This window comes from Anaerolactibacter massiliensis, from assembly GCF_900290205.1.
GTDB lineage: Bacteria > Bacillota_I > Bacilli_A > Erysipelotrichales > Erysipelotrichaceae > Bulleidia > Bulleidia intestinalis.
On sequence record NZ_OLMH01000002.1, the window covers coordinates 189146 to 214797 of the forward strand.

Sequence of the window (25652 nt, forward strand, 5' to 3'; positions counted from 1 at the left end):
GGAGGTAATCATTGATGCTGAATCAGGAACGGCTGAATTGTGTGCTGAACCGTCTGAATGAGATTGGTGCAGAAGAAATGCTGGTGACCGAGCCAAGGGCGATCTTCTGGCTTACCGGAAAGTGGGTCTTTCCAGGAGAACGGTTTCTTGCCCTGCTGATCCGGAAGAATGAGCAGCCGGTTCTGTTTATCAATCGTCTGTTCTGGTTTGATGAAGAGATCGGTGTTCGGAAGGTGTGGTTCTCGGATACCGATGATGTGCTTCCGCTGGTCAGAAAAGAACTGGATCCGGAAAAGGTGCTCGGAGTCGATAAGACCATGGAGTCGAGATTCCTGCTGCCGCTTCTGGAAACCGGTGCAGCAAAGAAAGTGGTGAACAGCTCGATTGCAGTAGATGAGGCAAGGGCAGTCAAGGATCTGGAAGAACAGGCGAAGATGCGGGAGAGTTCCCGGATCAATGATCTCGCGATGGAAGCGTTCCGGAAACTCGTTCATGAGGGAGTCACAGAACTGGAGATCTCTGATCAGACGCTGAAGATCTATAAGTCTCTCGGCGCTTCCGGATATTCGTTTGATCCGATCGTGAGCTTCGGTGCCAATGCGGCAGATCCGCACCATATGCCGGATGAGACGGTTCTGAAAGAAGGAGACTGCGTCCTGTTTGATATCGGCTGTGTCGTGAATGATTACTGTTCTGATATGACCCGCACGTTCTACTGGAAGAAAGAACCGGATGAGCGGGTGAAGCGGATTTATGAACTTGTCCGCCAGGCAAATGAGCAGGCAGAAGAGATGCTGAAGCCGGGTATTCCGTTATGTGATGTGGATGCCAAAGCAAGAGACCTGATCACGGCGGGCGGATACGGACCGCAGTTCAATCATCGTCTGGGCCATTTCATCGGTCTGGCGGATCATGAATACGGAGATGTTTCTTCCGCAAATCATAATCTGACAAAGACCGGAAACTTCTTCTCAATTGAACCTGGCATCTATCTGGCAGGCGATACCGGAGTCAGAATCGAAGATCTCGTTCTGATCACGGAGAACGGGCATGAAGTGCTGAATCATTACCCGAAAGAACTGACCATTCTGGATTAATAAAGCAGGAGGCGAGAAGCCTCCTGTTTCAGTCGTGTGCGAGCATCCAGCTGTTTAGGATGTTCTGATATTCTTCCGGGTGTTCGGCAAAGCACATATGCCGGCAGCCATCGAAGAGATGCCACTCTGCATCCGGCAGATGGTCATATATCGTCTTGGCAACCAACGGGGTGCAGAGATCGTTCGTTCCGCTCATGATCAGCGCAGGAACATGCAGTTCATTCAGGCGATCTGTGATCTCGAAGGAACCAAGCGATCCGGTCGGATTGTATTCGTTCGGACCCCAGCCATAGAGATATGCTTCACTTCCGGACTTCTTCGGACGCCGCAGGCATTCGGGATCATTTTCGGAAGGAACGGCTGCGCAATGCTGGACCATGAAGTGGGCGTTTGCTTTCTGGTAGGCTTCGCTGCTGAAGTCTCCGGTTTTTTCTGCTTCGGCAATTGCGGCCTGCTCTTCTTCTGAAAGAAAGGTGATCAGGCGATGCTGTTCATGTGCCCATAAGGAAGCACTGCTCAGCGTGGAGGACAGGATCACGGATCGACATCCATCCGGCTGATGTTTCAGGAGAAATCCCATTGCCAGCATGCCTCCCCAGGACTGGCCGAGCAGGTGATATTCCGTGATGCGAAGACGGTCCAGAAGATTCAGGAGCTCTTCGTCCCACGTATCGAAGTTCCATAATTCCGGATGACCATCGAGGTACGAATTGCCGCAGCCAAGCTGGTCATACATCAGCAAAGCTCTGCCCTGCTTCGCAAGGGAATCGAGCAGTTCAAAGTAATTATGCGTGCTGCCTGGCCCGCCATGCAGAAGCACCAGCGGTTTCTGATTTCCGGTGCATTCGCCGACGAGACGATACCAGGTCTGATATCCGTGAAACGGAACGGTTCCTTCGATGATCTTCATGCATGCCTCCTGAAATCGCTGCAGGAGAGGATGCCTCTTGACGTTTCGGCATGTTCTGCGGCGGAGACGATCGCTCTGCTGACAGCCTTTGCGGCAAGGACGCCGGCGATATTCAGATCAGCTCTGACGGTGTCGTTCGTCATTGCATAGATGGAATCTCCATCGACCATCGTATGAACCGGACGGATTGCCCGCGCATATCCGTCATTTGCCATATCCGCAAGCTTTGCCAGTTCTGTCTTCGAGAACTTTCCGTTGGTCAATAAGACGGTTAGCGTCGTGTTTTCGTGGAAGCGCAGCGAACCAGCGGAGAGCGCACACAAGGCTTCTTCGGCATCAATCATCGTTCCATCTGCTTCATGAATTCCGGCTACGAAGTCTCCATTTTCCGGGTTGACGATATTGCCGGCTGCATTGACCGCAGTCAGTGCTCCGACCTGCAGATCGCCAGCCTGGAAGGCGGCACAGCCGATTCCGGCTTTCATGGCATGTTCCATGCCGAGAATCTTTCCGACGGTCGCACCGGTTCCTGCGCCATGATTTCCTTCCCGGAAGTTTCCTGCATGCAGGCATGCTTCATAGGCAAGGGCAGGATCCGGGCGTTTTCCTTTTTCAGCGAATTCCAGATCATAGAGACAGGAAGCACACACAATCGGAACCGGACCTCCGCCAGTGGGAAAGCCGATTCCTTTTTCTTCCAGGTACTGCATGACTCCGGAGGCTGCGTTCAGGCCGAAGGCACTGCCTCCGGATAAGAGCACCGCATGGATCATGTCATTTGCGGCCAGCGGGTTCAGCAGGGCATTTTCTCTTGAGGCAGGAGCACCGCCGCGTACGCTGACCGCAGCTCTGGCACCGCGTTCGGCCAGCACGACCGTGCATCCGGTTCCTGCTTCTTCCCATTCTGCATTGCCGATCCGGAATCCTCCGATATCGGTCAGTTCAATCTCGCGGATTGCTGAGTTCATTCTGCAGTTCCTCCATCAGTTCTGTTTCTTCTTTGGTAAGTTTCCGGTCTTTCAGAAGATCGGGTCTGTGTTCCAGAGTTCTTCGCAGGGATTCTTTCAGTTTCCAGCGGCGGATGGCTTCATGATTGCCGCTCAGCAGCACTTCAGGCACCTGCATTCCTTCATAGATTCTCGGCTTGGTATACTGCGGGTATTCCAGCAGTCCGTCTTCAAAAGATTCTTCTTCTGTGCTGGCTGCCCGGATCGTTCCGCCAAGCAGCCGGATCATGGAGTCCATGATCGTCATGGCCGGAATCTCTCCGCCGGACAGAATGTAGTCTCCGGTTGAAATCCACTCATCTGCTTCTGCTTCAATTCTTGCATCGAAGCCTTCATAATGACCGGCAATCAGAATCAGGTCTTTCTTCGTTAGAAGTTCATGAGCGTGTTTCTGATCATACGGCTTTCCGGAAGGAGAAAGCAGAATCCGCCAGGAATCCGGCGACTCCGCCGCATGCAGGGCATCGAGCACTGGCTGGCATTTCAGGATCATGCCGGCACCGCCGCCATAAGGACTGTCATCAATGTGCCGGAAGCTTCCGGTGGCGTAGTCCTTGATATCAATGATCTTCAGCTCAAGGCTTCCGTTTGCGATCGCCCGGGCGGTCAGCGGCGCTTTCAGAAAGCTTCCGAATAATTCCGGAAAAATTGTCAGTACCTGGATTTTCATATTGTTCTGCCGGATTCATTCTATCAGAAAAGCATGGAATGGGATGCCTGCAGAAATGTTTCAGAACTGTGGAGTAAATGGAAGCTGATCATGGAGAAAAAGAAAATGCAGGACATTGCCCTGCATGCATGAATCATGAATCTTTCTTCCCGTAGCCGGGGAATCGGTTTCTGCTTTCGTAATTCTCGAGAAAGCTGTGCATTGCTCCGTCTGCTTTATAGCCCGGGAAAGTTTCAATCTGAACCCGGTGGAGGGAACGGAAGATATTGTCTTCAATTTCGGGATTGGTCTTCTTCAGCTGCCGGATGAGTTCTTTGACTTCCTTGCGCTTCGAGGTGCTTTCATGAAGATTTGCATTGTTTTCCGTGAAGCGGCAGGCACATTGCAGAAATTCGAGCTGATTCGAGACAGCCCAGCGGATAACTGCATTTTCCTTGACGCAGTACATCGGCCGGATCAGTTCCATGCCCGGGAAGTTCTCGCTGTGTGCTTTCGGGATGATGGTCTCCAGCTTGGAACTGTAGAACATGGCCATGACGGTTGTCTCGATCACATCATTCAGATGATGGCCGAGGGCTATTTTATTGCAGCCGAGGAGCTTTGCCTGGTTGTAGAGATGGCCGCGGCGCATTCTCGCACACAGGTAGCATGGCGATTTTGATTCATGATCTGCGACTGCAAAGATATTGGTTTCGAAGATCCTGATCGGAATTCCGAGGATCTCTGCATTCTCTTCGATCTTCTTCCGGTTGGCTTCACTGTAGCCGGGATCCATGACCAGGAATTCAGTCTCAAAGGGGATCTCGGTATGCTTGGAAAGGATCTGAAACATCTTGGCCATGCAGAAACTGTCCTTGCCGCCGGAGATACATACGGCGATGCGGTCATTTGGCTGGATCAGCTCATAGCGGTTGATGGAAGTGAGAAATGGTGCCCAGAGGTCTGTCTTGTAGGTCTTGATGATGCTGCGCTCTATCTGTTCCACGCGAGTCAGTTCTTTTGCCATAATCAGGTCTCTTTTCTAATTTAGAAAAAAGACACCCTTGCGGATGTCTTTCTGATGGTGGAGCTAAGGAGGATCGAACTCCTGACCCCCTGCTTGCAAAGCAGGTGCTCTCCCAGCTGAGCTATAACCCCATACACAATCAAGTAAGAATAATGGTGGGCCTGAATGGACTTGAACCAACGACCTCACCCTTATCAGGGGTGCGCTCTAACCACCTGAGCTACAGGCCCAACTCTTACCGAATGCTCAGTTATAATACCGCGCCCCTATGCCAAAGTCAACAAAGATTTTTCAAAAATTTTCCGGAATTGTTGTTATTCACGGTCATCAAAGCAAGATGTTCTAGAGTGTCGAAAACAGGGTTAATCAATTTGACAAACATTAATTCAGACTGGGAGAAAAGAACAGGTCGTCCAGATGCGCATTCATGAAGGAAATAGTTTCCTGGTTGATGAAGGAAGACTGATTGAGGCGAAAGTAATAAGTGCGAGGCTCAGAGTCTTCGCTGCTGACTATTTCCAGATAATCTCCATCGCTGAGTTTCAGATAGGAATCTCCTTGACTGAAGGTAACATACACAACCGGTGTTCCGGCGCTTCCAAGCCAGACTCCGTCTGAATAGAAGGGAATATGTGAGATCCTCATGATATAATTCTCGATCTCTTCTTCATCAGAGATGATGTATTTCAGATAGCCGTTCATTAAAGAATATGCTGTCTCTATGGAATCTGGCTGAAAATGAAGCAGGTCCTGTAACGTTGTTTCCTTCTGATAGAAATTATCGGATGGAATTGCCATGAGCAGTCTGCCTGGATGCCAATTTGGTTCTGATCCGATAGGAGCCTCGCTTTTCTCATAATAGGCAGTTACTTCCTGATACTCACTGCACCAGCTGATTTCATTGAGCTCTGCAGCTAGATCAATCGACTGATCCTTACACTGAAGATAGATTCCAGCAGCATTTTCCTGATCATTCTTGGTTATTGCAGTGAGAATTCCATTTGCCTTCGGAATTCCACTCTTTTCAAATTGAACTGCAAAGCTTTCGTATTTCTGAACTGCACTCTCACATGCTTCAATAATTGCCGCAGCAGAATCAGTCTGGTACAGTGAGGCCTCCTCATGATGATTGATTCTGAGATATCCTTCCGGAAATATAGCTACTTGATAATTGCCATTCCACTCAAACGAATAGCTTGCAGTTAATGAAACAGATGACCCGTTTTCAGCCGGCTGAAGGTCTGCTTCTTTCAGAATCGCTCTGGTATTGCTGAGGAGTTCATCCCAGTTCTGATTGATCTCATTAATGTAAGGCTTGAAATCTTCAGAAAAATCAGAATCATTCTTATGAAGTGGAGACGAGAAATCCATTGATTTCAATGACTGAATCAAGACTATGTCATCAGAACCGGCTTTCAGAAATGATGAAATCACCGGGTCCTGCTTTTTTGCAGTGCATCCTGAAAGCACTACTGCAGAAACCAGAAGAGCATCCAGTCTTTTCACTCCAGCAAACCTGTTTTTCATGTTAATAACCTACAGTAAGAATGTAATATCCATATAAATACTGATTGGACCAGGCCATCGTTTTGGTTACGCCCGATCCTGATCCATTGTGACATTTTTTAATGTTTCTAATATGTTACTTGTACTGATGTTTTAATTGAAATAGTAACAATAAGCGGAAAGGAAAAGCAATAATCTAATCGCGTATCATTCAAATATAACTGAATCTATTAGAAAAATGGAAAAGTGATCATGAAAAGACTCATAGCCTTTAAAATTCATAGGCTATGACAACAAACAATCTCCATTCTTATATCTAGCTAAGTTCATATTTATACTTATTGCTCACTTAAAGAAAAATGATTATTCAAGACTTACTGATTGGTCATTTATACTATAACAAAAAAAGCCGTATTTGCGTAAAGTGGTCCTGCTGCAGGGACCACTTTAATTTAGCCAATTTCAGCCTATTTTTGAGGGAAAATAAAAACAAAGCCCATTGTTACAGGCTTTGCTGAGGGTTTGATTCGATTGATCACTTATTCAGATCGGCTGTGAATTGCAACCCGGAATTTCAAGTACCCATGAAACGTGAAGAAAGCATTGATAAAATTGTTTTCTCTATTGCTGCATATTCTGCAGATTCTGACGCGAAGAGAGAGAACGGGAGGCAGAAAAAATCATCGGAAAAGTCTGCTCATGAGTTCAGATATTCGGCAGCGATGCAGGACAGAAAGATCTCTGTGCGTTCAGTTTCCAGATCGATCTCAAACAGGTTCTTCAGCTGATCCAGGCGGTAGCGCACCGTGTTCAGATGGACGCCGAGCTCTTCAGAAACAGCCTGCTTGTTTTCGCCATGGCGGAGATAGGAACACAAAGTATCAAAATAGTGTGTCTGATAGCTGAGATCATAGTTCATGCATGCCCGGACTTTGGGCGAGATCAGGCTTTCGGGATCAGCCATCTGACTCAGAAGATAAAGATCATAGTCTTTCAGCGCAATCTGATTTCCATGGCGTGAGGCATATAAGGCCTGCATTCCGTACGATCTGATCTTCCGGAGATCTTCAAAGGGGAAAGATTTCCCGAGCCCTGGAAGCTGATTCTGGATCTGGCCGATCGGATGCTGGGCAGAAGAGAGCATATATAAGGCACTTGGGGTCACGATCGGAAGCGTCCATGCATCAATCTCGCGGATGCTCGAACTGTAGGCAAACAAGCGGCCGCGGTTTTCTGCAGAGATGCAGAAAATCTGAAACGGAGGCTCTAGTCCTGGTGCTTCGCTTTCCAGGAATTCTGCAAATGATTCCGGATCCTCTCCGCGTAACAGGGAGGCAAAGGCCTGCTGGTACATGTCATGGTTCGTGTCATGCTGTGTGGTTCTGAGATAGGTGGCAGCACCCTGGATCGTGAGGCGGATGGATGCTTCATCCATCTCATGCTGAGGAAAGAACGTCACTCTTCCGACCGGATTATTCCTGACAAGGATATCCATGATCATGACATCCCGGTCCAGAAAATCATCTCTGAACCGATAGGGCTCCAGGTGTGTCTCATCAGAGAATACCTGGAATTTCTCCCATCTCTTCACGGATTCCATCAGCGTCGTATCCCTAAGATACTGATTGCTGAGGGAAGTGGCGTCCGGCTTATGCGAGATGGCAGAGAGATGGAATCCCTCGTCCATGATCCAGTAGGGGCAGTCGAGCACCCGGGCGGTTTCATCTACGTATTCCTGCAGCGTTCCGCATTGCAGAAGGATCTTGAGCAGCTGTTCCTGATTCATAGTTCCATTGTATAAGAAAAGATCAGGAGAACGCCTCCTGATCTTGATGGAAATTGGTGATTTCTGTTCAGTTTGCAGCGTATTCTGCAGCAGATAATCCGCAGATTCTTCCGCCGGTCAGAGCTGTCATCATCGTGACGCCTTCGACCAGAGGATAGGAGTTGTTGTAGATTTCCGCGACATCGTTGCCTGCAGCATACAGTCCGCCGATGACTGTTCCGTCTTCCTTGATGACCTGCAGGTTGGAATTGACGAGGACACCGCCGATGCCGCCGAGGGATACCGGTCTTGCCTTGACGGCATATAAGGTTCCATCTCCTAATGCGGTCAGATACTTGCTGTCCTTGCCGTAAACTTCATCAACGCCTTCTGCGCAGTATTCATCATACTGAGCCAGGGTCTGCTTCAGCGTATCCGGATCAACGCCCATATTCTGAGCAAGCTCTTCGACATTGGAACCCTTGAAAACGATTCCTTTATCGACACCGTCTTCGAGAGCTGCCTTGAAGTCGGTCCATGGTTCATCCACTGAGAACATCGGGATCGTCGGTTCATAGGCAACTGCAGTATCCACTCCAAGGGCCTGGGATCCGCCGGCTGCGACTGCATCTACCATATCTTCAGACATGATCGAGAAGAAGTATTCTCCCTGGGTAGCAGCAGCGTTGGAGCATAATGCGGTGTCATAATTCAGATCTTCCGGGCAGAATCTGGAACCTCTGCGGTTGACCCATACAGAGGAGGCCAGATAGATTGCTTTGGCAATTTCGTCTTTGCCCTGGCCGGTCTGAATACCGGAATAGGAGGTGACGCCATGATACTGCTGAATGGTCTTGCCGACGCCGGCGCCGATTGCCTGGGACATCGTAGCACCATCGCCAGTCTGGGTTCCGGTCGTGAAGGTCTCTAACGGGAATCCGACTTTTTCTTCGACCATCTCGCTGTTAGCACCGAATCCGCCAGTGCCGAGCACGACAGCATCGCATTTGATTTCGTAAGTCGTTCCATCCTTGCCGACTGCGGTGACACCGGTGATCTTGTCATTTTCTGCGTGGAGTTCCGTTGCCGGGGTTTCCAGATACAGCTCACCGCCAGCGTCTTCGAATTTCTGAACCAGGGTCTCATAATAGCCGAGCTTGTTGTCCTGGTCTGCATAGATGTGATAGGTCTGGAATCCATCTGCGTGAGCAGCCTGTTCTGTTCCCATGAAGGTGAACTCCATGCCGTTTTCTTGGAGCCAGTCAATGGTTTCTCCGGACTTGGATGCGATGTTGTAGAACAGCTGTCCGTCATCCATCCATGCGTTATAGCTCTGCCAGTAGTCCAGAACATCATTGACCGTGAAGGTTCCGGCAACGCCGGCATCCTTCTGATCCTGGGAATCAATGCCCATCGGGCCTCCGGCAATGATGGAGACACCGCCGACGGTAGCTGCCTTTTCAAGCAGGATGACCTTGGCACCGCTCTGCTGCGCTGCGAGGGCTGCGGAAACACCTGTTCCGCCAGCACCTACGACAACGACATCTGCTTCCAGATTCACGGTTTCTGCAGAAGCAGAGGAAGTGCTCTCAGCTGCTGCCATGGAGTCTGGATCGCCTCCGGCTTCAGTGATTGCGTTGGAAACAGCGAGTTTGATGGCATCGGAAGTGACGGTAGCGCCAGTCACGCCGTCCACGTTCACGCTGTTTGCGGCGACGATCGCTGCCGGTACATCTGTGAGGGCTGCGCCGGCGACTTCCTTGGTCTCCTGCTGGTCAGTCACGACGACATTTGTGATTTTTCCGCCTTCGATCGTGGTTTCCACGGTGATGTCAGCGTTTCTTCCCTGAACCGTTTCGGTATAGGTGCCGTCCTTCATTCCGGAGGTTTCCGCCGAAGCGGCTGCGGAAGCAGGTGCAGCTGTTCCGGAAGAACAGCCGGTGAGGGCCATCATGCCTGCCAGGCAGACAGCGGTCATTCTGAGTACGTTTCTCTTCATTTTCTTTTCTCCCCTGTAACATTGAGAATGCTATCACAATCATTAACGGAAGCGTTTGTAGGAAACATACAAATGAATCCGGGAATTTCTGTGAATGATTACACATATTCATTTTCTTCTGCACAAGCAGAACCCGAGGGGAGATGGAAAAACAGACGATCTGAAAACCGCATGATCATGCCTTCTTCTGAGAATCAGGCCGGAGGAAATGTTGTTTGAAAACGCTAAATATGCTATCTTGTTCTGCGCAGAGAAAAAAATAGGAGAAAAGATTCATGGAGTCATTTCTGAACTGGTATCTAGCAACCTGGCTCGGACAGCATGTAAGTCCGGAAGTATCGGTTTTCCTGGTAAGCCTGCTTCCGTTAATTGAAGAGCGCGGCGGTCTCGTGCTGGCAAGCATGCTGAAAATTCCGCTGAAGCGGGCACTATTGCCTTGCGTAATCGGAAATATTCTGCCGATTCCGTTTATTCTGTTCTTTATCAAGAAACTGCTTCACTGGATGTCCAGCCATAAGATGGGAAGACTTGCGGCATGGATCGAGAACAAGGCGGAAAAGAACAGACCGAAGATCGAGAAGTACGGATTCTGGGGATTGGCGCTGTTTGTCGGCATTCCTCTTCCGGGGACGGGTGCCTGGACGGGAAGCCTGGTTGCGGCGGTGTTTGATATGGATCTGAAGAAAGCAAGTATTTCCATTCTGATCGGCGTTGCGCTTGCGGCGGTGATCATGAGTGTTTTCTCTTATGGATTGCTTGGGACAGTGATTTCCTGAGAAGGAGAGAGGATCATGAAGAACATCATACTGCTCTGTACTTCCGGAATGAGTACCAGTCTCCTGGTAACGAAAATGCGTGCCGAAGCACGCGTCCAGAAATACGATTGTTCGGTCAGCTGCTATCCGGAAATTGTCATCGATGATCAATTCCGGGATGCGGATTTAATTCTGCTCGGACCGCAGATCCGCTATCAGCTGAAGCGTTTAAGGGAGAAATACCCGGATACCCAGTTTGAGATGATTCCATCAAAAATCTACAGCGATGTTGATGGTGCCGCGCTTCTGAACTATGCCAGGGAGAAGATGAACGAACCGGAAGAAGTCAGCCAAGCAGTATCGGCATGATATCCGGCAGGATTTCCGTGAAGTCATCGATGACTCTCAGAATTTTCGGATAAGAAGGATAGACGGATTCAAGATTCTTCATCCGCATGACAATGAGGCCTGCTTCGCTTAATGCGGAAGCGGAGCGGATGCCTGATAATGCGTCTTCAAAGATCAGCAGGCGGGTGCCGGCATGCATGCGGCGTCCGCTTTCTTCATACATGGTGATCTTGTTCTCATAGGAACCATCGTCATAGACAATCAGATCCGGATCGATCCACTGATCCAGATGGAAGGTTTCCCGGTAGAAGCGGATATTGCTGGCAATGGAAGCGGAACAGAGGTTGAAGAGAATCTGATGCGCTTTCAGAATCCCGAACAGTTCTTCTGCCCCGGTTACCAGATGAGGACCGCCAGGCGTGCTGGCAAAGGCTTCGCGGTAATAGGCTTCTTTCTTCTCAGACCAGAGGGCATAGAATTCATCAGACTGGCCTGGTTTCATGAGTTTCAGAATCTCCGCATTCGGCATGCCGCTGTAGCGGGTATCCATCAGTTCTCTTGAAACGGGTCCGTTTCCGAGTTCTTCGGAAATGCGGGACCAGGCTTCCACATGATAGGGTCCGTCTTTGACCAGGGTTCCATTGAAATCAAATGATACGGCTTCGTAGTTCATGTCTTCAGATTAGCATAATTTCAGCATGAACTTCGATATAATGAATCGGGAAGAGGAAGATATGAACTACAGTGCTCTCATTGTCGCGGCGGGCAGCGGGACCCGCATGAAGCTCGGATATAATAAAGCCTATTATCGTCTGGATGAACGGACGATTCTGGAACATACCATGGATATATTTCTTTCGGATCCGGATTGCTCAGAAGTTGTAATTGTGACGGATTCTGAGATGTTCCGGAAAGAAATTCCCGGCCGGATCCCGGGCCGGGTGGTGCTGGTCAGCGGAGGATCGAGCCGGGAGGAATCGGTTTCCAATGGATTGAATGCGGTGGCTTCAGAGGTGGTGTTTGTACATGACGGGGCAAGACCGTTTCTCAGCAAGGCATGCCTGGAAGCGATGAAGCAGACGATGGAGACGGAAGAGGCTGCCTGCCTGATGGTTCCCTGCAAGGATACGATCAAAGTCGTTGAAGGCGGCTACATTGTGAAGACGATTGAACGCAATACGATTAAAGCTGCGCAGACGCCCCAGGCTTTCAGGACAGAGTTGCTTGTGCATTGCATGGATCTTGCGAGAAAAGAAGGATATCAGGGAACCGATGACTGCTCGATTGTCGAGCACTTCTCCTCCGCAAAGATCAGGGTGGTGGAAGGAAGCTACGAGAACTTCAAGATCACGACGCCGGAGGATCTGAAGCGCTGATCAGAATTTCGGCTCCGGAACACGCGCGAAGACGAAGATGCGGATCTTATGGTGCGTCTGATCCAGACAGGAAAGAGCTCCGCGCATGGTGCTGCCGGTGGTGAGCACATCATCTGCTAATAACAGCTTCTCCGGGAGCTTCATTCCTGGTTTCAGCACAATTGCATGACTCAGGGCCAGACGTTCGGTTCTGGTCTTTTTCTTCTGATCGATCGGTCTGCATTTCAGAAATGGTTCCAGAATCGGCAGACCTGCGTCTTCCAGCATGCCAGGCAGATGCGAGAAGCCTCTTTGTTCCATCTTCTCCATCGTGCTTGGCATGCAGAGGATCGTGTAGCCTCGGTATTTCTTCTTCAGGTATTTCCGGTATGGATAGAGAAATACGGGTTTCAGAGCTTCATCACCGCATTCCTTGTACTGCAGAAGAGCATCGCGGAAGCCGCCCTGATAGTCCCACAGCGATTCTGCCAGGATCCCATCAAGACGGAAGTGTTTCTGGTTTTTCTTCCAGGTATTCCGGCAGCTGACGCAGAGCACATCATCATGATAGAAGAGTTCCTGGAGATTCTTTCCTTCCCCGATTTCGTTTCCGCACATCAGACAGCGCATGAATGATTTGCCTCCTCGATGGAATTGCGGCATGCCTCAGCAAGCCGGCTGCGATGCTTCAGAAGAAACAGGACATCGCCATCCGGATGATCAAAGGTTCTTCCTGCCCGTCCTGCCATCTGGACTAAGCCGGCTTCATCGAAGACCCCAGAGTCTGCCTGAACCACGCAGATATCGGCACCGGGAATTGTGACGCCTCGCTCGAGTACTGTCGTTGCAACGATGATGCCGGCTTTCTCTTTCCGGAAAGCATCGATGACTTGATCGCGGTCCGGGGTTTTGCTGGTGCATGTATAGCAGGAAAAGAAGAGATGCAGAAAGCGGGACAGCTGAGCAGCCATGCGGATTGTCGGAACAAATACCATCCGGGGATGATCGGAGTGCGAATGAAGCCAGCGGATCAGCAGAATGAGGCGGATCATCAGCGGAGCACAGATCAGTTCCGGCACTGGCAGGGGATGGCCATGCGGGCGCTGATTCAGCTTCAGACAGAGCAGAGTTCCATCTTTCACCCGCTGCTTCAGGACATCATCCGGCGTAGCAGTCAGAAAGATCGTATGCCCATTGCACGCACTTTCGGCCAGACCATGAAGGACCGGATTTCCCCTGTACGGGAAGGCGTCTGGCTCGTCTAATATCAGGATGTCGAATGATCCTGAATAGCGATAAAGCTGGTGCGTGGTACATACAATGAGATCAGCAGTCAGCTGATCAGTATGTCCCTGACAGACCGGGATGATGTCTGCAGAGGGAAAGATTTCGGAAAGACGCTGGGCAAGTTCCAGGACGACTTGGCGTCTGGCAATGGCAAAGCAGATCTTTCTGCCAGTGCGCAGCGACTCTGAGATTGTCTCGACCATCATCTCGGTCTTGCCTGGCTCCGCAGCATGCCTGCACGAGAACGTCGGTATGCAGGACGTTCTCGGCGCATGCATGGCTGATCTGCTTCTGGGCTTCGGTCAGCGGATAGCGCAGGGTATATTCAGAAGCTTCTTCCGGTACGTCTGAGAAGGAGACTGGTTCCAGTTCTTCTTCCAATAGCACTCTTGAAAATGAGATGCATCGACGGCAGTACCAGCCCCTGGAACCATGATAGAAATATGCAGGATCAGTATTATGGCAGCGTGGACAGCGCATGAAGCGTCACCTCCTGCTTTTTTCTATCCATAGAATGGAAAGATCCCCGTACAGGTACTGATGTTTTCTTGAACCGACGGATTCGGGACGTTATAATGAACACGCTGATCAGGAATCAGGAGGTTTTATCATGGCAAACTTTTTTGATCAGCTGCTGAACGTAGATGGTCGGCGGCTGAAGCAGATTGAAAAGAAAATCAAGCCGGTGCTGGCACTGGCAGATCAATATTCAGCGATGAGCGATGAACAGCTGCAGGCAGAAACGCCGCGTCTGAAGCAGAAGCTTGCAGAGGGAGCGACGCTGGATGACATTCTTCCGGAAGCGTTCGCAACCGCAAGAGAAGCCTGCAGGAGAGTGATCGGAGAATATCCGTATCCGGTTCAGCTGATGGGTGCTGCAGTCATGCAGGGCGGCGATATTGCTGAAATGAAGACTGGTGAAGGAAAGACCCTCACCTCCGTCATGGCCGTCTATCTGAATGCCCTGGAAGGAAAGGGTGTTCATGTCATCACGGTCAACGAATATCTGTCGGAACGTGACTCCCAGTGGATGGGCCAGATTCACCGGTTCCTCGGACTTACGGTAGGCCTGAACAAGCGTTCCATGTCGCCGGCTCAGAAGCGGGCTGCTTATGCATGCGATATCACTTATACGACAAACTCGGAGCTCGGCTTCGATTATCTGAGAGATAACATGGTCACCAGAGCTCAGGATCGTGTCCTCAGAGGACTGAATTTTGCGCTGGTCGATGAAGTCGACTCGATCCTGATTGATGAATCCAGAACGCCGCTGATCATTTCCGGCGGAATGAAGCAGACGGCCAACCTGTATCTGCAGGCAGACCGCTTCGTGAAGAGCCTGAAAGAACAGAAGATGGAAGATGACAAAGTCATCGAACCAGGCGAATATGAGATTGATGTCAAGGGCAGAACGGTACAGCTCACCGAGCGAGGCGTTGCCAAGGCAGAGAAGGTATTCCGCATCGACAATCTGTACAACCTTGAGCATACGCAGCTGCTGCATCGCATCAACCAGGCCCTCAAGGCTAATTACATCATGGCAAAGGATGTCGACTATGTGGCTGACACTGCCAATGATGAAATCGATATCGTCGATCCGAATACCGGCCGTCTCATGAAAGGACGTGAATGGTCGGATGGTCTCCATCAGGCAGTATGTGCCAAGGAAGGCATCTCAATCCGTCAGGAAACCACCGTCCTTGCAACGATCACGTATCAGAACTTCTTCCGTCTCTACAATAAGCTGGCCGGCATGACCGGTACGGCCAAGACCGAAGAAGAAGAGTTCCGCGAGATCTACAACATGCTGGTCTATGAGATTCCGACCAACAAGCCGGTCATCCGCAAAGACTATCCGGATGCGGTATACGGAACGAAGAAGGCAAAGTTCGAAGCATTGGTCAACGAGGTGATTGAACGCCATGAAAAGGGCCAGCCGGTTCTGGTCGGCACGATTGCGGTCGAGACTTCAGAACTGATCTCCGGCATGCTGAAGGAAAAGCACATTCCGCATGAAGTGCTGAATGCGAAGAACAATGCCCGTGAAGCAGAAATCATCGCCAAAGCCGGTCAGAAGAATGCCGTGACCATTGCGACCAACATGGCCGGCCGTGGTACGGATATCAAGCTTGGCGAAGGGGTCAGGGAACTTGGCGGTCTCTGCGTCCTTGGCTCGGAGCGTCATGAATCGAGACGTATCGACAATCAGCTGCGCGGCCGTTCTGGCCGTCAGGGCGATCCGGGTGAATCCCGTTTCTATGTCTCCGTTCAGGATGATCTGATGGTCCGGTTCGGATCCGAGCGTCTTGAGAGTCTGTTCAAGTCGCTGGGTGATGAAGCTGTCGAGTCCAAGACGATCACCAACGCCATCAGCAGCGCCCAGAAGCGTGTGGAGGGCGTCAACTTCGATGCCCGCAAGACTTTGCTGCAGTATGATGATGTTCTGCGTCAGCAGCGTGAAGTCATGTATGATCAGAGAAACTTCATCCTCGACAACGAAGATGTCCATTCGATCATCCAGCAGATGTTCAGCCGTGTGATCAGCGATACAGTCGGGGCTTATGTCGATCCGGAGAGCCGTTCGGGCGAGCTGCATATTCCGGAACTTCTCGAAGCGCTGAATAAGCTTGGTTTCCGCGATCTGATCACGGAAGCAGATCTCAAAGGCAAGACGGCCGAAGAAGCTTCTGCGCTGATCAATGATCGGGCATGGAAGAATTACGATGAGAAGATCGATCCGGTCCGTCCGCAGATCCGTCAGTTCGAGCGCGAGATGTCCCTGAAGGTCATCGACCGTGCCTGGGTCAACCACATCGATACGATGTCGAAGCTGAGAGATGGCATCGGACTTCGTTCCTATGCTCAGGACAATCCGCTGCAGGCCTATGTGAGTGAGGGCTATCAGCTGTTCCAGAACATGATGCATGATATTGCCCAGGAGATTGTTGCGTACTGCATGAACCTGAAAGTTGTTGTACGTCAGCCTGATACGAAGCAGGCATAATCCATAAAAGGAGAAAGAAACCATGGAACTCTATGAAATGAAGCAGGGTGTAACCCGCTGCCAGGCTAAATTGGAGCAGCTTGGCTCCTCTCTTTGACCTGCCTGGCAAGAAAAAACAGATTGCAGAAGATGAAGCAGCGATGAATGCCCCGGACTTCTGGGATGACCAGAAAAAGGCACAGGCATTGATCCGCCGCTGCAACCAGCTGAAGAACCTGGTGGAAAACTATGAGAAACTCGGCAGTGAACTGGAAGAGCTGTCTGCTTCCGTCGCAGAGCTCGGAACGAGCTTCGATCAGGATCTTGCAGACCTGGTCAATGAAGAATATGCGGAAACGATGAAGCAGTTCGATCAGTATGAGATTGATGTGCTGCTTTCCGGACCGTATGACAACCACAATGCCATCCTGGAAATTCATCCGGGTGCCGGCGGTACGGAAGCCATGGACTGGGCAAGCATGCTGTATCGCATGTATACGCGCTGGGCTGAACGCAAGGGCTACAAGATCACGGTGCTGGACTATGAAGAGGGTGAAGAAGCAGGCATGAAATCCTGCTCGGTTCAGATCGAAGGGCCGATGGCCTATGGATATCTGAAGGCGGAGAATGGCGTTCACCGCCTGGTCCGCATCTCTCCGTTTGATGCCAATGCCAGAAGACATACGAGCTTTGCCAGCGTTGAAGTCATGCCGGAATTCGAAGATGACCTTGATATCGAGATTGATGAAAAAGATCTTGAAGTCATCACGATGCGTTCTTCCGGAGCTGGCGGCCAGCATATCAACAAGACGGACTCTGCAGTCCGCATGACGCATAAGCCGACCGGAATCACCGTATTCTGCCAGACGCAGCGTTCTCAGCTTCAGAACCGTGAAGCCTGCATGAATATGCTGAAGTCCAAGCTGCTGCAGCTGAAGATTCAGGAAAACGAAAAGAAGATGGCCGAGATCAAAGGCGAGGTCAAGGCAAACGAATGGGGATCTCAGATCCGTTCTTATGTCTTCCAGCCGTATACGATGGTCAAGGATCTTCGTACCGGCTACAATGTCGGCAATATCCAGGGAGTCATGGATGGAGACCTGGATGGCTTCATCTACAGCTATCTCCGTTCCAAGATCCAGCAGTAATTCATACGATCAAGGCGGAGAAGTTCTCCGCTTTTTTCAGAAAAGACAAGCATGGCAAAGGAAATCACTTTCCGTCTGACCCTTGCAGACTGGAACAAAGAAGAAGGAACCGTCGGAAGCGTGCTGACACACTGCCTCCGCCTTTCGCGTCATGAAATCTCCCGGCTCAAATTCGACGGGCAGATTCTTCTGAACGGATCTTCGGTTCATGTCACGGACCCTATGCGGATCGGCGACGTGCTGACGGTGCGCTTTCCGGAAGATCCTCAGGATCTGGTGAAGATCGTGGAAGCAGAACCGGTGATTCTCTATGAAGAAGAAGACTTTCTGGCGGCAGATAAACCTGCAGGCATGCCGGTTCATCCGGATCATAATCATCTGGAAGACTCTCTCGGAACCTTGCTGAAGTCGCATTATCAGAAACTCGGAAAGAATTTCACGATCCGTCCGATCGGCCGGCTGGACAAAGATGTGAGCGGCATCGTTCTCTATGCCCGCAATCAGCCGGCTGCTGCCCGCATGAGCAGAGACCGTGCCGAGGACAAGCTGAAGAAGTATTATCTGGCCTTAGCGGAAGGCTCTTTTGAACAGAGTGATGGAACGATTGATCTTCCGATCGGAAAAGAAGAAGGCGAGCGCCGCCGTCAGATCTCTGAGGAAGGCAAGCCTGCCACCACGCATTATTGCGTGCTGAAAGAACTTCATTGTGAGGGAAGACCTTACTCCCTTCTCAGAGTCTGGATTGAAACCGGAAGAACGCATCAGATCCGGGCGCATATGGCAGCCATCGGACATCCGCTGCTGGGAGATGCGCTTTATGGAGGAAAGGAAGATCTGATCCGCCGTCCGGCCCTGCATTGCTCGGAAGTCATTCTCTATTCCCCGTTTTCCCGGGAAGAAGTGAAGATTCATTCCAGCCTGCCAGAAGATATGGCCTCGCTGGTCATGGAAGACTTCTCAGAAGATCCGAAGAAGAGTGAAGCCATTCCTTCTCCGTTTCCCGAGAAGGTGGTGCTTTCAGCAGAAAATTCTTCTGGTTCAAAGAAAACAGAAAAGAAATCTTCCTGGTGGGCAAAGCTGTTCAGATGAAAAGCAGCCGGGACTTCAGTCCCAGCTGCTGTAGAGAAAGCGGAATGATTTTTCCGGCAAGGTCAGCGGTTCATTGAAACGGACCGCTTTTCCTTTCAGCAGATCGATGCCTTCTTCCACTCCGGCATCGAAGCGGAATTCTGCCGGCTTGTCATCGATGCTGAGCAGAAAGGTCAGCTGGCCCTTTGCGTCTCTTCTGCGGAAAGCAATCTGCTGATTCTGCAGATAGAGCTGCACATAGTCGCCATCATGGAAGACCGGATACTGCTTCCGCATCTCGGCAAAGGAAGCGATCGTATCGGTCAGATCATTCCACTGCGGCTTTTCAAAGCAAGGTCTCAGGGCCGAATCGGAATAAGCAGACCGCGTGCCTTTCGCACCCCATTCGCTGCCATAGTAGATGCATGGCATGCCTGGCATGGCGTACATCAGGGCATAGGTCAGCGGAAGGTCCTTCGGATTCTCCAGAACAGATGCCAGACGGTCGACGTCATGGTTGTCTGCAAACGTCAGCAGATTCTTTCCCCGGTACAGGCACCAGGGATCCGGACCGAACTGCCGGTTCAGTGAATAGCCAATCTCGAACAGATTCTTCGAATTCATCGAGGAATACAGCCCCTTGCGGCATTCATAATTCGTGACGCTGTCCAGCATCTCATCATTCATGATGGAGTTGTAATCGCCGCCGATCATCTCTCCCAACAGCACAAATCCGGGATCTTTTTCCTTCACATGCCGATGAAGCACTTTCATGAATTCATGATCCAGGCAGTATGCAACATCGAGGCGGAGACCATCGATGCCGAATTCTCCGATCCACTGATCCACCCGTTCCATCAGCCACCTGCGGACGGTTTCATTCTGCAGGTTCAGCTTGACGAGTTCCTGATGGCCTTCCCAGTCTCCATACGTGAATCCGTCCTTTGCCCAGGTATCATTGAAATTCACATAGAACCAGTCTTTGTAAGGACTGTCCCATTTCTTCGAAATGACATCCTGGAAGAACGGAAAGCCTCTTCCGACATGATTGAATACGCCATCCAGCATGACTGCGATTCCCTGATCATGCAGGGCATCGCAGACTTCTGCAAAGTCTTCATTTGTTCCAAGTCTCGGATCGATCTTTGCAAAGTCTCTGGTATCATAGCCATGCCGATCGCTGTCAAAGACCGGATTGAACAGCACGCACGTGACGCCGAGCTTCTTCAGATGCGGAATCCAGTTCAGCACTTTGCGGATTCTCGGGACAGTGATGCCGTCATTCTGCTTCGGCGCCCCGCAGAACCCGAGCGGGTAAATCTGATACATAATCTGATTCTGATCCATCAGTATTCCTTCTTTCCATTCCGGAACAGTCCGATCATCTCTGCAGTGAGACTGGAATCATCCAGTGCATCAAAGACATCGGTCCGGTTTCTCCATTCAGCATACCGGAGCTCTTCTCCCTGTACCTTGATGGGCTGATGACTATCTGCCTTGCACCAGAACCCGCACAGCAGCGAACTGCTGAATGGCCATGGCTGACTCTTGTAGTACTGCAGGTCATAGACATCAAGACCGGTTTCTTCTTTTACTTCTCTCAGTACCGTTTCTTCGACTGTTTCACCGAATTCGCAATAGCCTGCCACCAATGCGTCCTTGCTGTAAGTGCCATGAGCATACCTGGTGATCAGCAGCTGGTTCTTCTCATTCAGAATGCCGACGATCACCGCCGGATTCAGGCGCGGATAAACGATCTGGCCGCAGGATGGACAGACCAGGGCACGCTCGGTGCGGGAAGGCTCCATCTTCGTTCCGCATCTTCCGCAGTACTGGTTTGCACGCATCCAGGAGACAAGCTGCCAGCCGAGAATGCAGGCAAAGCCGAGATACCTCGGCTGATAGGTCCGGCAGATCCTCGTATCCAGAGAGATGACTTTCTGCTTTGTCAGATCTGCCGCAAAGAAGCTTTCTTCTCCGATGGAAAACAGATACTGATAAACCGTATCCTCCGAAAGATCCCGGACGTGGAAAAACGTCTGATCCGGCTTCAGAAATAGATTGCGGCCATCATAGTCAAATACGGTATCATCCGGTTCCGGAAGCCTGGGCTTCCAGGTGTTATCAAGGTGCTTCGGAGCAATATCCTGAATCATGATCTGCCTCCCTTGCAAAAAAGCGCCGGATCAGAATCCGGACACCCAACGATATTATTATAATGAATAATCCGGTTCACTGAAAGACTGTTCACAGAGCGATTTCTGATTATATTGAAAGTAGAAAGAGAATCATCCTGAAAGTGAGGACAAGAGGATGAAAAAGGTACTTCTCGAATATTAGTTCAAGTTTCCTGAAATCCAGCAGAAGTTTCGGGAAACGGAAATCATTCTGAAAACGGAAGATCATGAGATCTGAAGTTGTTTCCATCTTGAAAAGCTGTACGCAGCATGAGGGTATACTGATGGAGAATTCTGTGTTCACAATTGAATACATCAGATAGTCCGTCGTCCGCGGATGACGGAAGATATGCGGGACACGTCCTGCAGTCAGCGATCAGCTGAATAGAATTTTATTTCTCATACCTAGAAACAATCGCATGATGAAGAAAAAGCGGTTTCTCTGATGCACATCAGAGTGCCGCTTTTCCTATGTGCGGCGGTTTTGTGTATAATCACTGTTGTTGAGAGAGGAATCTGAAAAATGGTTAGTGTTAGCGAACGCATTGCTCAGCTGAGAAAGCTGATGCACCAGAAGAAAATTGATGTGTATTATGTGCCGAATGAAGATGATCATCTGTCGGAGGAATATACGGCAGAATATTTTCAGTGCAAGTCTTTTCTGTCAGGCTTTACCGGAGATGCCGGCTGTCTGATCGTGACGAAGAATTTTGCGGGCTTATGGACAGATGGCCGCTACTTCACGCAGGCCGAGGGAGAACTGGCAGGAACGGAAGTCACGCTGATGCGGCTGCGTCAGGCAGGGGTTCCGGATCCGCTGGATTACCTGATTGCCAATACTCCGAAGAACGGCGTGCTCGGCTTTGATGGAAGAGTCGTTTCTGCCGCTGTTGCAAGAAAGCTGGCAGATGCGCTTTCGGCAAAGAATGCAAAGCTCCATATGAGCGATGATCTGGCTGGATTGGTATGGGGAAATGAACGCCCGGCAATGCCGGAAGAAAAGCTCTTCGTGCTGCCGGAGAAGTATACCGGAGAATCTGCTGCGGAACGGATCGGCCGGGTCAGAGAAGCGATGAAGACGCAGAAAGCCGATGTGCTGGTGCTGACGGAACTGGAAGATCCATGCTGGATGCTGAATGTGCGCGGCAATGATATTGCCTGCACGCCGGTTGCGTACGCGTTTGCGATCGTGACGAGAACGAAGGTCTATTACTATGTGGATCTGGTCAAGGTTCCGGCTGCTGTGAAGAAACATCTTGAGAAAGCAGGCGTGACGATCCGTCCTTACAGCATGGTCTCGAAGGATCTGGCAGGTCTCAAGAAGAAAGTCATATGGGCAGATCTGAACCGGCTGAATGCATCGTTCTATGCGAAGCTGGATGCGTCGGATACCGTACTGAACGCACCTTCGCCGATCCGGATGTTCCGGGCAGTGAAGAATCCGGTCGAAGTACGCAATACGCTGAATGCCCATGTGAGAGATGGTGTGGCGATGGTGCGCTTCATCTGCTGGCTGAAAGAGAATGCCGGAAAGATTCCGATGGATGAAGTCTCCGTTCAGAACAAGCTGTATGAACTGAGGGCAGAAGGAAAGAACTATATTGAGCCTTCGTTCGAAACAATCTGCGCCTACCGCGGCAATGCGGCAATGATGCATTATACGGCGCATGATGATGTCAATGCGAAGATCAGCCCGAATGGCTTCCTGCTGGTGGATTCCGGCGGAACGTATTATGACGGCACGACGGATATCACCCGCACGATCTCACTCGGAAAGACGACCAGAGAAGAGCGGATGTACTACACAAAGGTCCTGCAGTGCCATCTGGACCTGGCCAGAGCAAAGTTCCTGCATGGAACCACCGGCAATAACCTCGATATTCTTGCCCGTGAACCGCTCTGGAACATGAATATCGATTTCCAGTGCGGAACCGGTCATGGGGTCGGTCATGTGCTGAGTGTGCATGAAGGTCCGCAGGGCATTCGCTGGGGCATGCCGACGCTGGCCCGTCCGAGTGCAGTGCTGGAAGAGGGGATGGTCGTCACGGATGAACCTGGTGTATATCTGCCGCATAAGCTCGGCATCCGGATCGAGAATGAGCTTCTGGTCGTCAAAGATGAGAATAATTTCTACGGACAGTTCCTGCGGTTTGAGTCGCTGACGTTCTGCCCGTATGATCTGGAGTCCATTGAGGTAAGTCTTCTGACGGATGATGAACTGAAACAGCTGAATGCTTATCATAAGATGGTTTATGAAACCCTCAGCCCGCTGCTTCCGGCAAAAGAGAAGAGCTGGCTGCGCAAGGCAACCAGGGCGGTGAAGAGATGAAGCTGATTTCCTGGAATGTGAATGGGCTCAGAGCCTGTGCGAAGAAGGGATTTCCCGAGTTCTTCCAGGAAATGGATGCCGATCTCTTTGCCATCCAGGAAACGAAGATGCAGCCGGAGCAGCTGGATGACAGCCTGAAGTTCGACGGATACTATCGCTACATGAACAGCGCCGAGCGCAAGGGCTACAGCGGAACGCTGGTCTATGCGAAGAAAGAGCCGCTTTCCGTTTCGTATGACATTGATGGAGACGAGACGAAAGAAGGAAGAGTGATTACCCTGGAGTATCCTTCTTTCTGGTTTGTCTGTGCCTATGTGCCGAATTCCAAGGAAGGGCTTCTGAGGCTTCCTTATCGCATGGAATGGGAGAACTATCTGCTGGCGCATCTGAAGAAGCTGGATGCGCTGAAGCCGGTGATCTATACCGGCGATCTGAATGTGGCGCATGAGGAAATTGATATCCGCAACCCGGATACGAATCATCAGAGCGCAGGTTTCTCGGATGAGGAGCGGCAGAAGTTCACAGAATTACTGAGCAATGGCTTCACGGATACCTTCCGTACGCTCTATCCGGATACCGTGAAGTATTCCTGGTGGAGCTACCGGTTCAAGGCAAGAGAGAAGAACATCGGCTGGCGGATTGATTACTTCGTGGTCTCCGATCGTCTGAAGCAGGCAGTAAAAGATTCCGTGATCTATGATCAGGTGCAGGGAAGCGATCATTGCCCGATCGGTCTGGAAATAGATGTTCCGGAATGAAAATGATAGAATAATGAGCATATACAAGCAGAGGGAGGATTTCGGATGGATGTGAAGGCAATGGTCAGCGGCTACCGCAATGAGCTGGTCAATAAGCTTGCAGAGCTGGTTGCGATCAGAAGCGTGGAATCAGAACCGCTTCCGGATGCCCCGTTCGGGGCAGGGCCGAGAGATGTGCTTCTGCTGGCCCTGAAGATGCTGGAAGAAGATGGGTTCAGGACGGTGAACCTGGATAATTATGCGGGTTATGCAGAACTCGGCGAGGGCGATCAGGTCATCGGGGTGATCGGACATCTCGATGTGGTTCCGGCAGTTCAGGAAGATGGCTGGCATACGGATCCATTCCGGGCGGAAATCAAGGATGGCATCATGTATGGCCGCGGCGTCAGCGATGATAAAGGCGCAGTAGTTGCCAGCATGATTGCTCTGAAGGTGATCCGCGATCTGGGCGTTCCGCTGAAGAAGCGGATCCGTCTGATCATGGGTACTAATGAGGAAACCGGGTCCAGAGGGCTTGCTTACTATGTCGCAAAAGAAGGCCATGTCGACTATGGGTTCACTCCGGATGGAGAGTTCCCGCTGGTAAATGGCGAAAAGGGAATGGTCGGCGCAGTTTATCGCTCAAAGTCCACGCAGATTCTGAACGTGGAAGGCGGTACGGCGAGAAATATCGTATGCCCGCGCGTCAATGCAGAAGTACGCAGAAATACGTATTCCTCCAAGAAACTCAGCGACTATTTCAATAACAACAATATTGATTTCTCAATCGAGGAGAAAGAGGATCGCGCAGTTATTACGGTCTTCGGAAAAGCAGCGCACGCATCTACGCCGGAACTTGGCGTGAATGCGATTTCCCATCTGTTTGCAGGACTGAAAGAGGCAGGACTGCAGGATCCGTTTGTGGATTTCTACTGTTCCCATTTCGGAACTTCCACCGATGGCAGCGGGCTGGGATGTGCTTGCTCTGATGATTACGGAGCACTGACCGAGAACAATGGCATGATCCGGATGAAGGACGGTGTCATTGAAGGTTCGATCGATATCCGGTTCCCGGTGACGATGACTTCCCGTCAGGTTCTGAAGATGATGGAAGACCGCATGGAAGATGATGGCGGTGCAGTTGAAGTGATCGGCACGGTAGAGCCTCTTTACTTCCCGCCGGAGTCACAGCTGGTCACCAGTCTGATGGCGGCTTATCAGGAAGTGACGGGCGATACGGAGAGCACTCCGCTGGTGATCGGCGGCGGTACGTATGCCAAGGGCATTCATAATACCGTGGCCTTCGGCTGCGCGTTCCCGGGCAAGGATTATCATATTCATGACGCAGATGAGTGGGTTTCGATCGAGGATCTGCTGAAGCAGGCTGAGATCTATGTGCATGCGATTCTGCGGCTGGAGAAGCTGAATTGAGACAGGCACCCGGAAGGGTGCTTTCTTTATGGTTTCTGAAGAATTCTGCTGACAGGGATCATGATATAATGAGC

Annotated in this window: 22 protein-coding genes and 2 tRNA genes; 10 read left to right on the forward strand and 14 right to left on the reverse strand. The window is 50.8% G+C overall.

What is annotated here, in order from left to right:
* Positions 1 to 14 precede the first annotated feature (14 nt).
* On the forward strand, positions 15 to 1097 hold the full coding sequence (locus C7E00_RS04470) for a M24 family metallopeptidase (RefSeq protein ID WP_204378560.1): 1083 nt from the start codon (positions 15 to 17) through the stop codon (positions 1095 to 1097).
* A 28-nt stretch (positions 1098 to 1125) separates the two neighbouring features.
* Here C7E00_RS04470 and pepI read toward each other — a convergent pair whose 3' ends face one another.
* The 9 genes from pepI to C7E00_RS04515 all read right to left on the reverse strand — a co-directional run bounded on the left by pepI (position 1126) and on the right by C7E00_RS04515 (position 9960).
* The gene (gene pepI / locus C7E00_RS04475) at positions 1126 to 2007 is read right to left on the reverse strand and encodes a proline iminopeptidase (protein WP_105303153.1); all 882 of its coding nucleotides are present in this window, start codon (positions 2005 to 2007) and stop codon (positions 1126 to 1128) included.
* Positions 2004 to 2975: a P1 family peptidase gene (locus tag C7E00_RS04480; RefSeq protein ID WP_239928531.1), complete on the reverse strand. Its 972-nt coding sequence runs from the start codon at positions 2973 to 2975 to the stop codon at positions 2004 to 2006. Before C7E00_RS04480 ends, pepI begins: the two co-directional genes overlap by 4 nt.
* The gene (gene trmD, locus C7E00_RS04485; RefSeq protein WP_105303154.1) at positions 2950 to 3684 is read right to left on the reverse strand and encodes a tRNA (guanosine(37)-N1)-methyltransferase TrmD; all 735 of its coding nucleotides are present in this window, start codon (positions 3682 to 3684) and stop codon (positions 2950 to 2952) included. Before trmD ends, C7E00_RS04480 begins: the two co-directional genes overlap by 26 nt.
* Positions 3685 to 3817: 133 nt before the next feature.
* Complete coding sequence (locus tag C7E00_RS04490) at positions 3818 to 4690, reverse strand: tRNA lysidine(34) synthetase (protein WP_105303155.1); 873 nt, start codon at positions 4688 to 4690, stop codon at positions 3818 to 3820.
* A gap of 55 nt (positions 4691 to 4745) precedes the next feature.
* Positions 4746 to 4821, reverse strand: a tRNA-Ala gene (locus C7E00_RS04495).
* Positions 4822 to 4843: 22 nt separating this feature from the next.
* Positions 4844 to 4920 (reverse strand) — tRNA-Ile (locus C7E00_RS04500).
* Between the two features lie 151 nt (positions 4921 to 5071).
* A complete protein-coding gene (locus tag C7E00_RS04505; protein WP_105303156.1) occupies positions 5072 to 6217 on the reverse strand; it encodes a hypothetical protein in 1146 nt (381 codons plus the stop codon).
* 676 nt (positions 6218 to 6893) lie between these two features.
* A complete protein-coding gene (locus C7E00_RS04510; protein ID WP_105303157.1) occupies positions 6894 to 7982 on the reverse strand; it encodes a helix-turn-helix domain-containing protein in 1089 nt (362 codons plus the stop codon).
* Between the two features lie 67 nt (positions 7983 to 8049).
* Complete coding sequence (locus C7E00_RS04515; RefSeq protein ID WP_105303158.1) at positions 8050 to 9960, reverse strand: FAD-dependent oxidoreductase; 1911 nt, start codon at positions 9958 to 9960, stop codon at positions 8050 to 8052.
* Between the two features lie 275 nt (positions 9961 to 10235).
* Between C7E00_RS04515 and C7E00_RS04520 the strand changes: the two genes are divergently transcribed.
* Entirely contained in the window at positions 10236 to 10736 is a 501-nt protein-coding gene (locus tag C7E00_RS04520; protein WP_105303159.1) for a COG2426 family protein, read from the forward strand.
* A 15-nt stretch (positions 10737 to 10751) separates the two neighbouring features.
* On the forward strand, positions 10752 to 11084 hold the full coding sequence (locus C7E00_RS04525; RefSeq protein ID WP_105303160.1) for a PTS sugar transporter subunit IIB: 333 nt from the start codon (positions 10752 to 10754) through the stop codon (positions 11082 to 11084).
* Here the strand turns inward: C7E00_RS04525 and C7E00_RS04530 are convergent.
* Positions 11062 to 11736 carry an HAD family hydrolase gene (locus tag C7E00_RS04530; RefSeq protein ID WP_105303161.1) on the reverse strand — a complete coding sequence of 225 codons (675 nt, stop codon included), beginning with the start codon at positions 11734 to 11736 and terminating at the stop codon, positions 11062 to 11064. The genes C7E00_RS04525 and C7E00_RS04530 overlap by 23 nt on opposite strands.
* Before the next feature lie 61 nt (positions 11737 to 11797).
* Here C7E00_RS04530 and ispD point away from each other — a divergent pair, with 61 nt between their 5' ends.
* Positions 11798 to 12439 (forward strand): 2-C-methyl-D-erythritol 4-phosphate cytidylyltransferase, encoded by a 642-nt coding sequence (ispD, locus tag C7E00_RS04535; protein ID WP_105304870.1) that lies wholly within the window; start codon positions 11798 to 11800, stop codon positions 12437 to 12439.
* Here ispD and C7E00_RS04540 read toward each other — a convergent pair whose 3' ends face one another.
* The gene (locus C7E00_RS04540; protein WP_105303162.1) at positions 12440 to 13048 is read right to left on the reverse strand and encodes a ComF family protein; all 609 of its coding nucleotides are present in this window, start codon (positions 13046 to 13048) and stop codon (positions 12440 to 12442) included.
* The gene (locus C7E00_RS04545) at positions 13036 to 13983 is read right to left on the reverse strand and encodes a helicase-related protein (protein WP_105303163.1); all 948 of its coding nucleotides are present in this window, start codon (positions 13981 to 13983) and stop codon (positions 13036 to 13038) included. Before C7E00_RS04545 ends, C7E00_RS04540 begins: the two co-directional genes overlap by 13 nt.
* A gap of 332 nt (positions 13984 to 14315) precedes the next feature.
* On the opposite strand from C7E00_RS04545, the gene secA reads away from it, so the two are divergent.
* The 3 genes from secA to C7E00_RS04560 all read left to right on the forward strand — a co-directional run bounded on the left by secA (position 14316) and on the right by C7E00_RS04560 (position 18925).
* The gene (secA, locus tag C7E00_RS04550) at positions 14316 to 16709 is read left to right on the forward strand and encodes a preprotein translocase subunit SecA (RefSeq protein WP_105303164.1); all 2394 of its coding nucleotides are present in this window, start codon (positions 14316 to 14318) and stop codon (positions 16707 to 16709) included.
* Between the two features lie 22 nt (positions 16710 to 16731).
* Positions 16732 to 17836, forward strand: a protein-coding gene (prfB, locus tag C7E00_RS04555; protein ID WP_167836463.1) for a peptide chain release factor 2 whose coding sequence is annotated in 2 segments (ribosomal slippage) — positions 16732 to 16803 and positions 16805 to 17836 — 1104 coding nt in all. Because the reading frame shifts where the segments join, the coding sequence is not laid out codon by codon here.
* Between the two features lie 51 nt (positions 17837 to 17887).
* Positions 17888 to 18925 carry an RluA family pseudouridine synthase gene (locus C7E00_RS04560; protein WP_105303166.1) on the forward strand — a complete coding sequence of 346 codons (1038 nt, stop codon included), beginning with the start codon at positions 17888 to 17890 and terminating at the stop codon, positions 18923 to 18925.
* Positions 18926 to 18940: 15 nt separating this feature from the next.
* On the opposite strand, the gene C7E00_RS04565 is transcribed toward C7E00_RS04560, so the two are convergent.
* Together C7E00_RS04565 and nudC are read right to left on the reverse strand one after the other, a co-directional pair.
* Positions 18941 to 20251 (reverse strand): alpha-amylase family glycosyl hydrolase, encoded by a 1311-nt coding sequence (locus C7E00_RS04565; RefSeq protein WP_204378561.1) that lies wholly within the window; start codon positions 20249 to 20251, stop codon positions 18941 to 18943.
* A complete protein-coding gene (gene nudC / locus C7E00_RS04570; RefSeq protein WP_105303168.1) occupies positions 20251 to 21060 on the reverse strand; it encodes an NAD(+) diphosphatase in 810 nt (269 codons plus the stop codon). Before nudC ends, C7E00_RS04565 begins: the two co-directional genes overlap by 1 nt.
* A 544-nt stretch (positions 21061 to 21604) precedes the next feature.
* On the opposite strand from nudC, the gene C7E00_RS04575 reads away from it, so the two are divergent.
* The 3 genes from C7E00_RS04575 to C7E00_RS04585 are packed head-to-tail and all read left to right on the forward strand — an operon-like array spanning position 21605 to position 25578.
* Positions 21605 to 23410, forward strand: a complete 1806-nt coding sequence (locus C7E00_RS04575; RefSeq protein ID WP_105303169.1) for an aminopeptidase P family protein — start codon at positions 21605 to 21607, stop codon at positions 23408 to 23410.
* On the forward strand, positions 23407 to 24168 hold the full coding sequence (locus C7E00_RS04580) for an exodeoxyribonuclease III (protein WP_105303170.1): 762 nt from the start codon (positions 23407 to 23409) through the stop codon (positions 24166 to 24168). Before C7E00_RS04575 ends, C7E00_RS04580 begins: the two co-directional genes overlap by 4 nt.
* A 45-nt stretch (positions 24169 to 24213) precedes the next feature.
* The gene (locus tag C7E00_RS04585) at positions 24214 to 25578 is read left to right on the forward strand and encodes a M20 family metallopeptidase (RefSeq protein ID WP_105303171.1); all 1365 of its coding nucleotides are present in this window, start codon (positions 24214 to 24216) and stop codon (positions 25576 to 25578) included.
* The last annotated feature ends 74 nt before the right edge of the window (positions 25579 to 25652 follow it).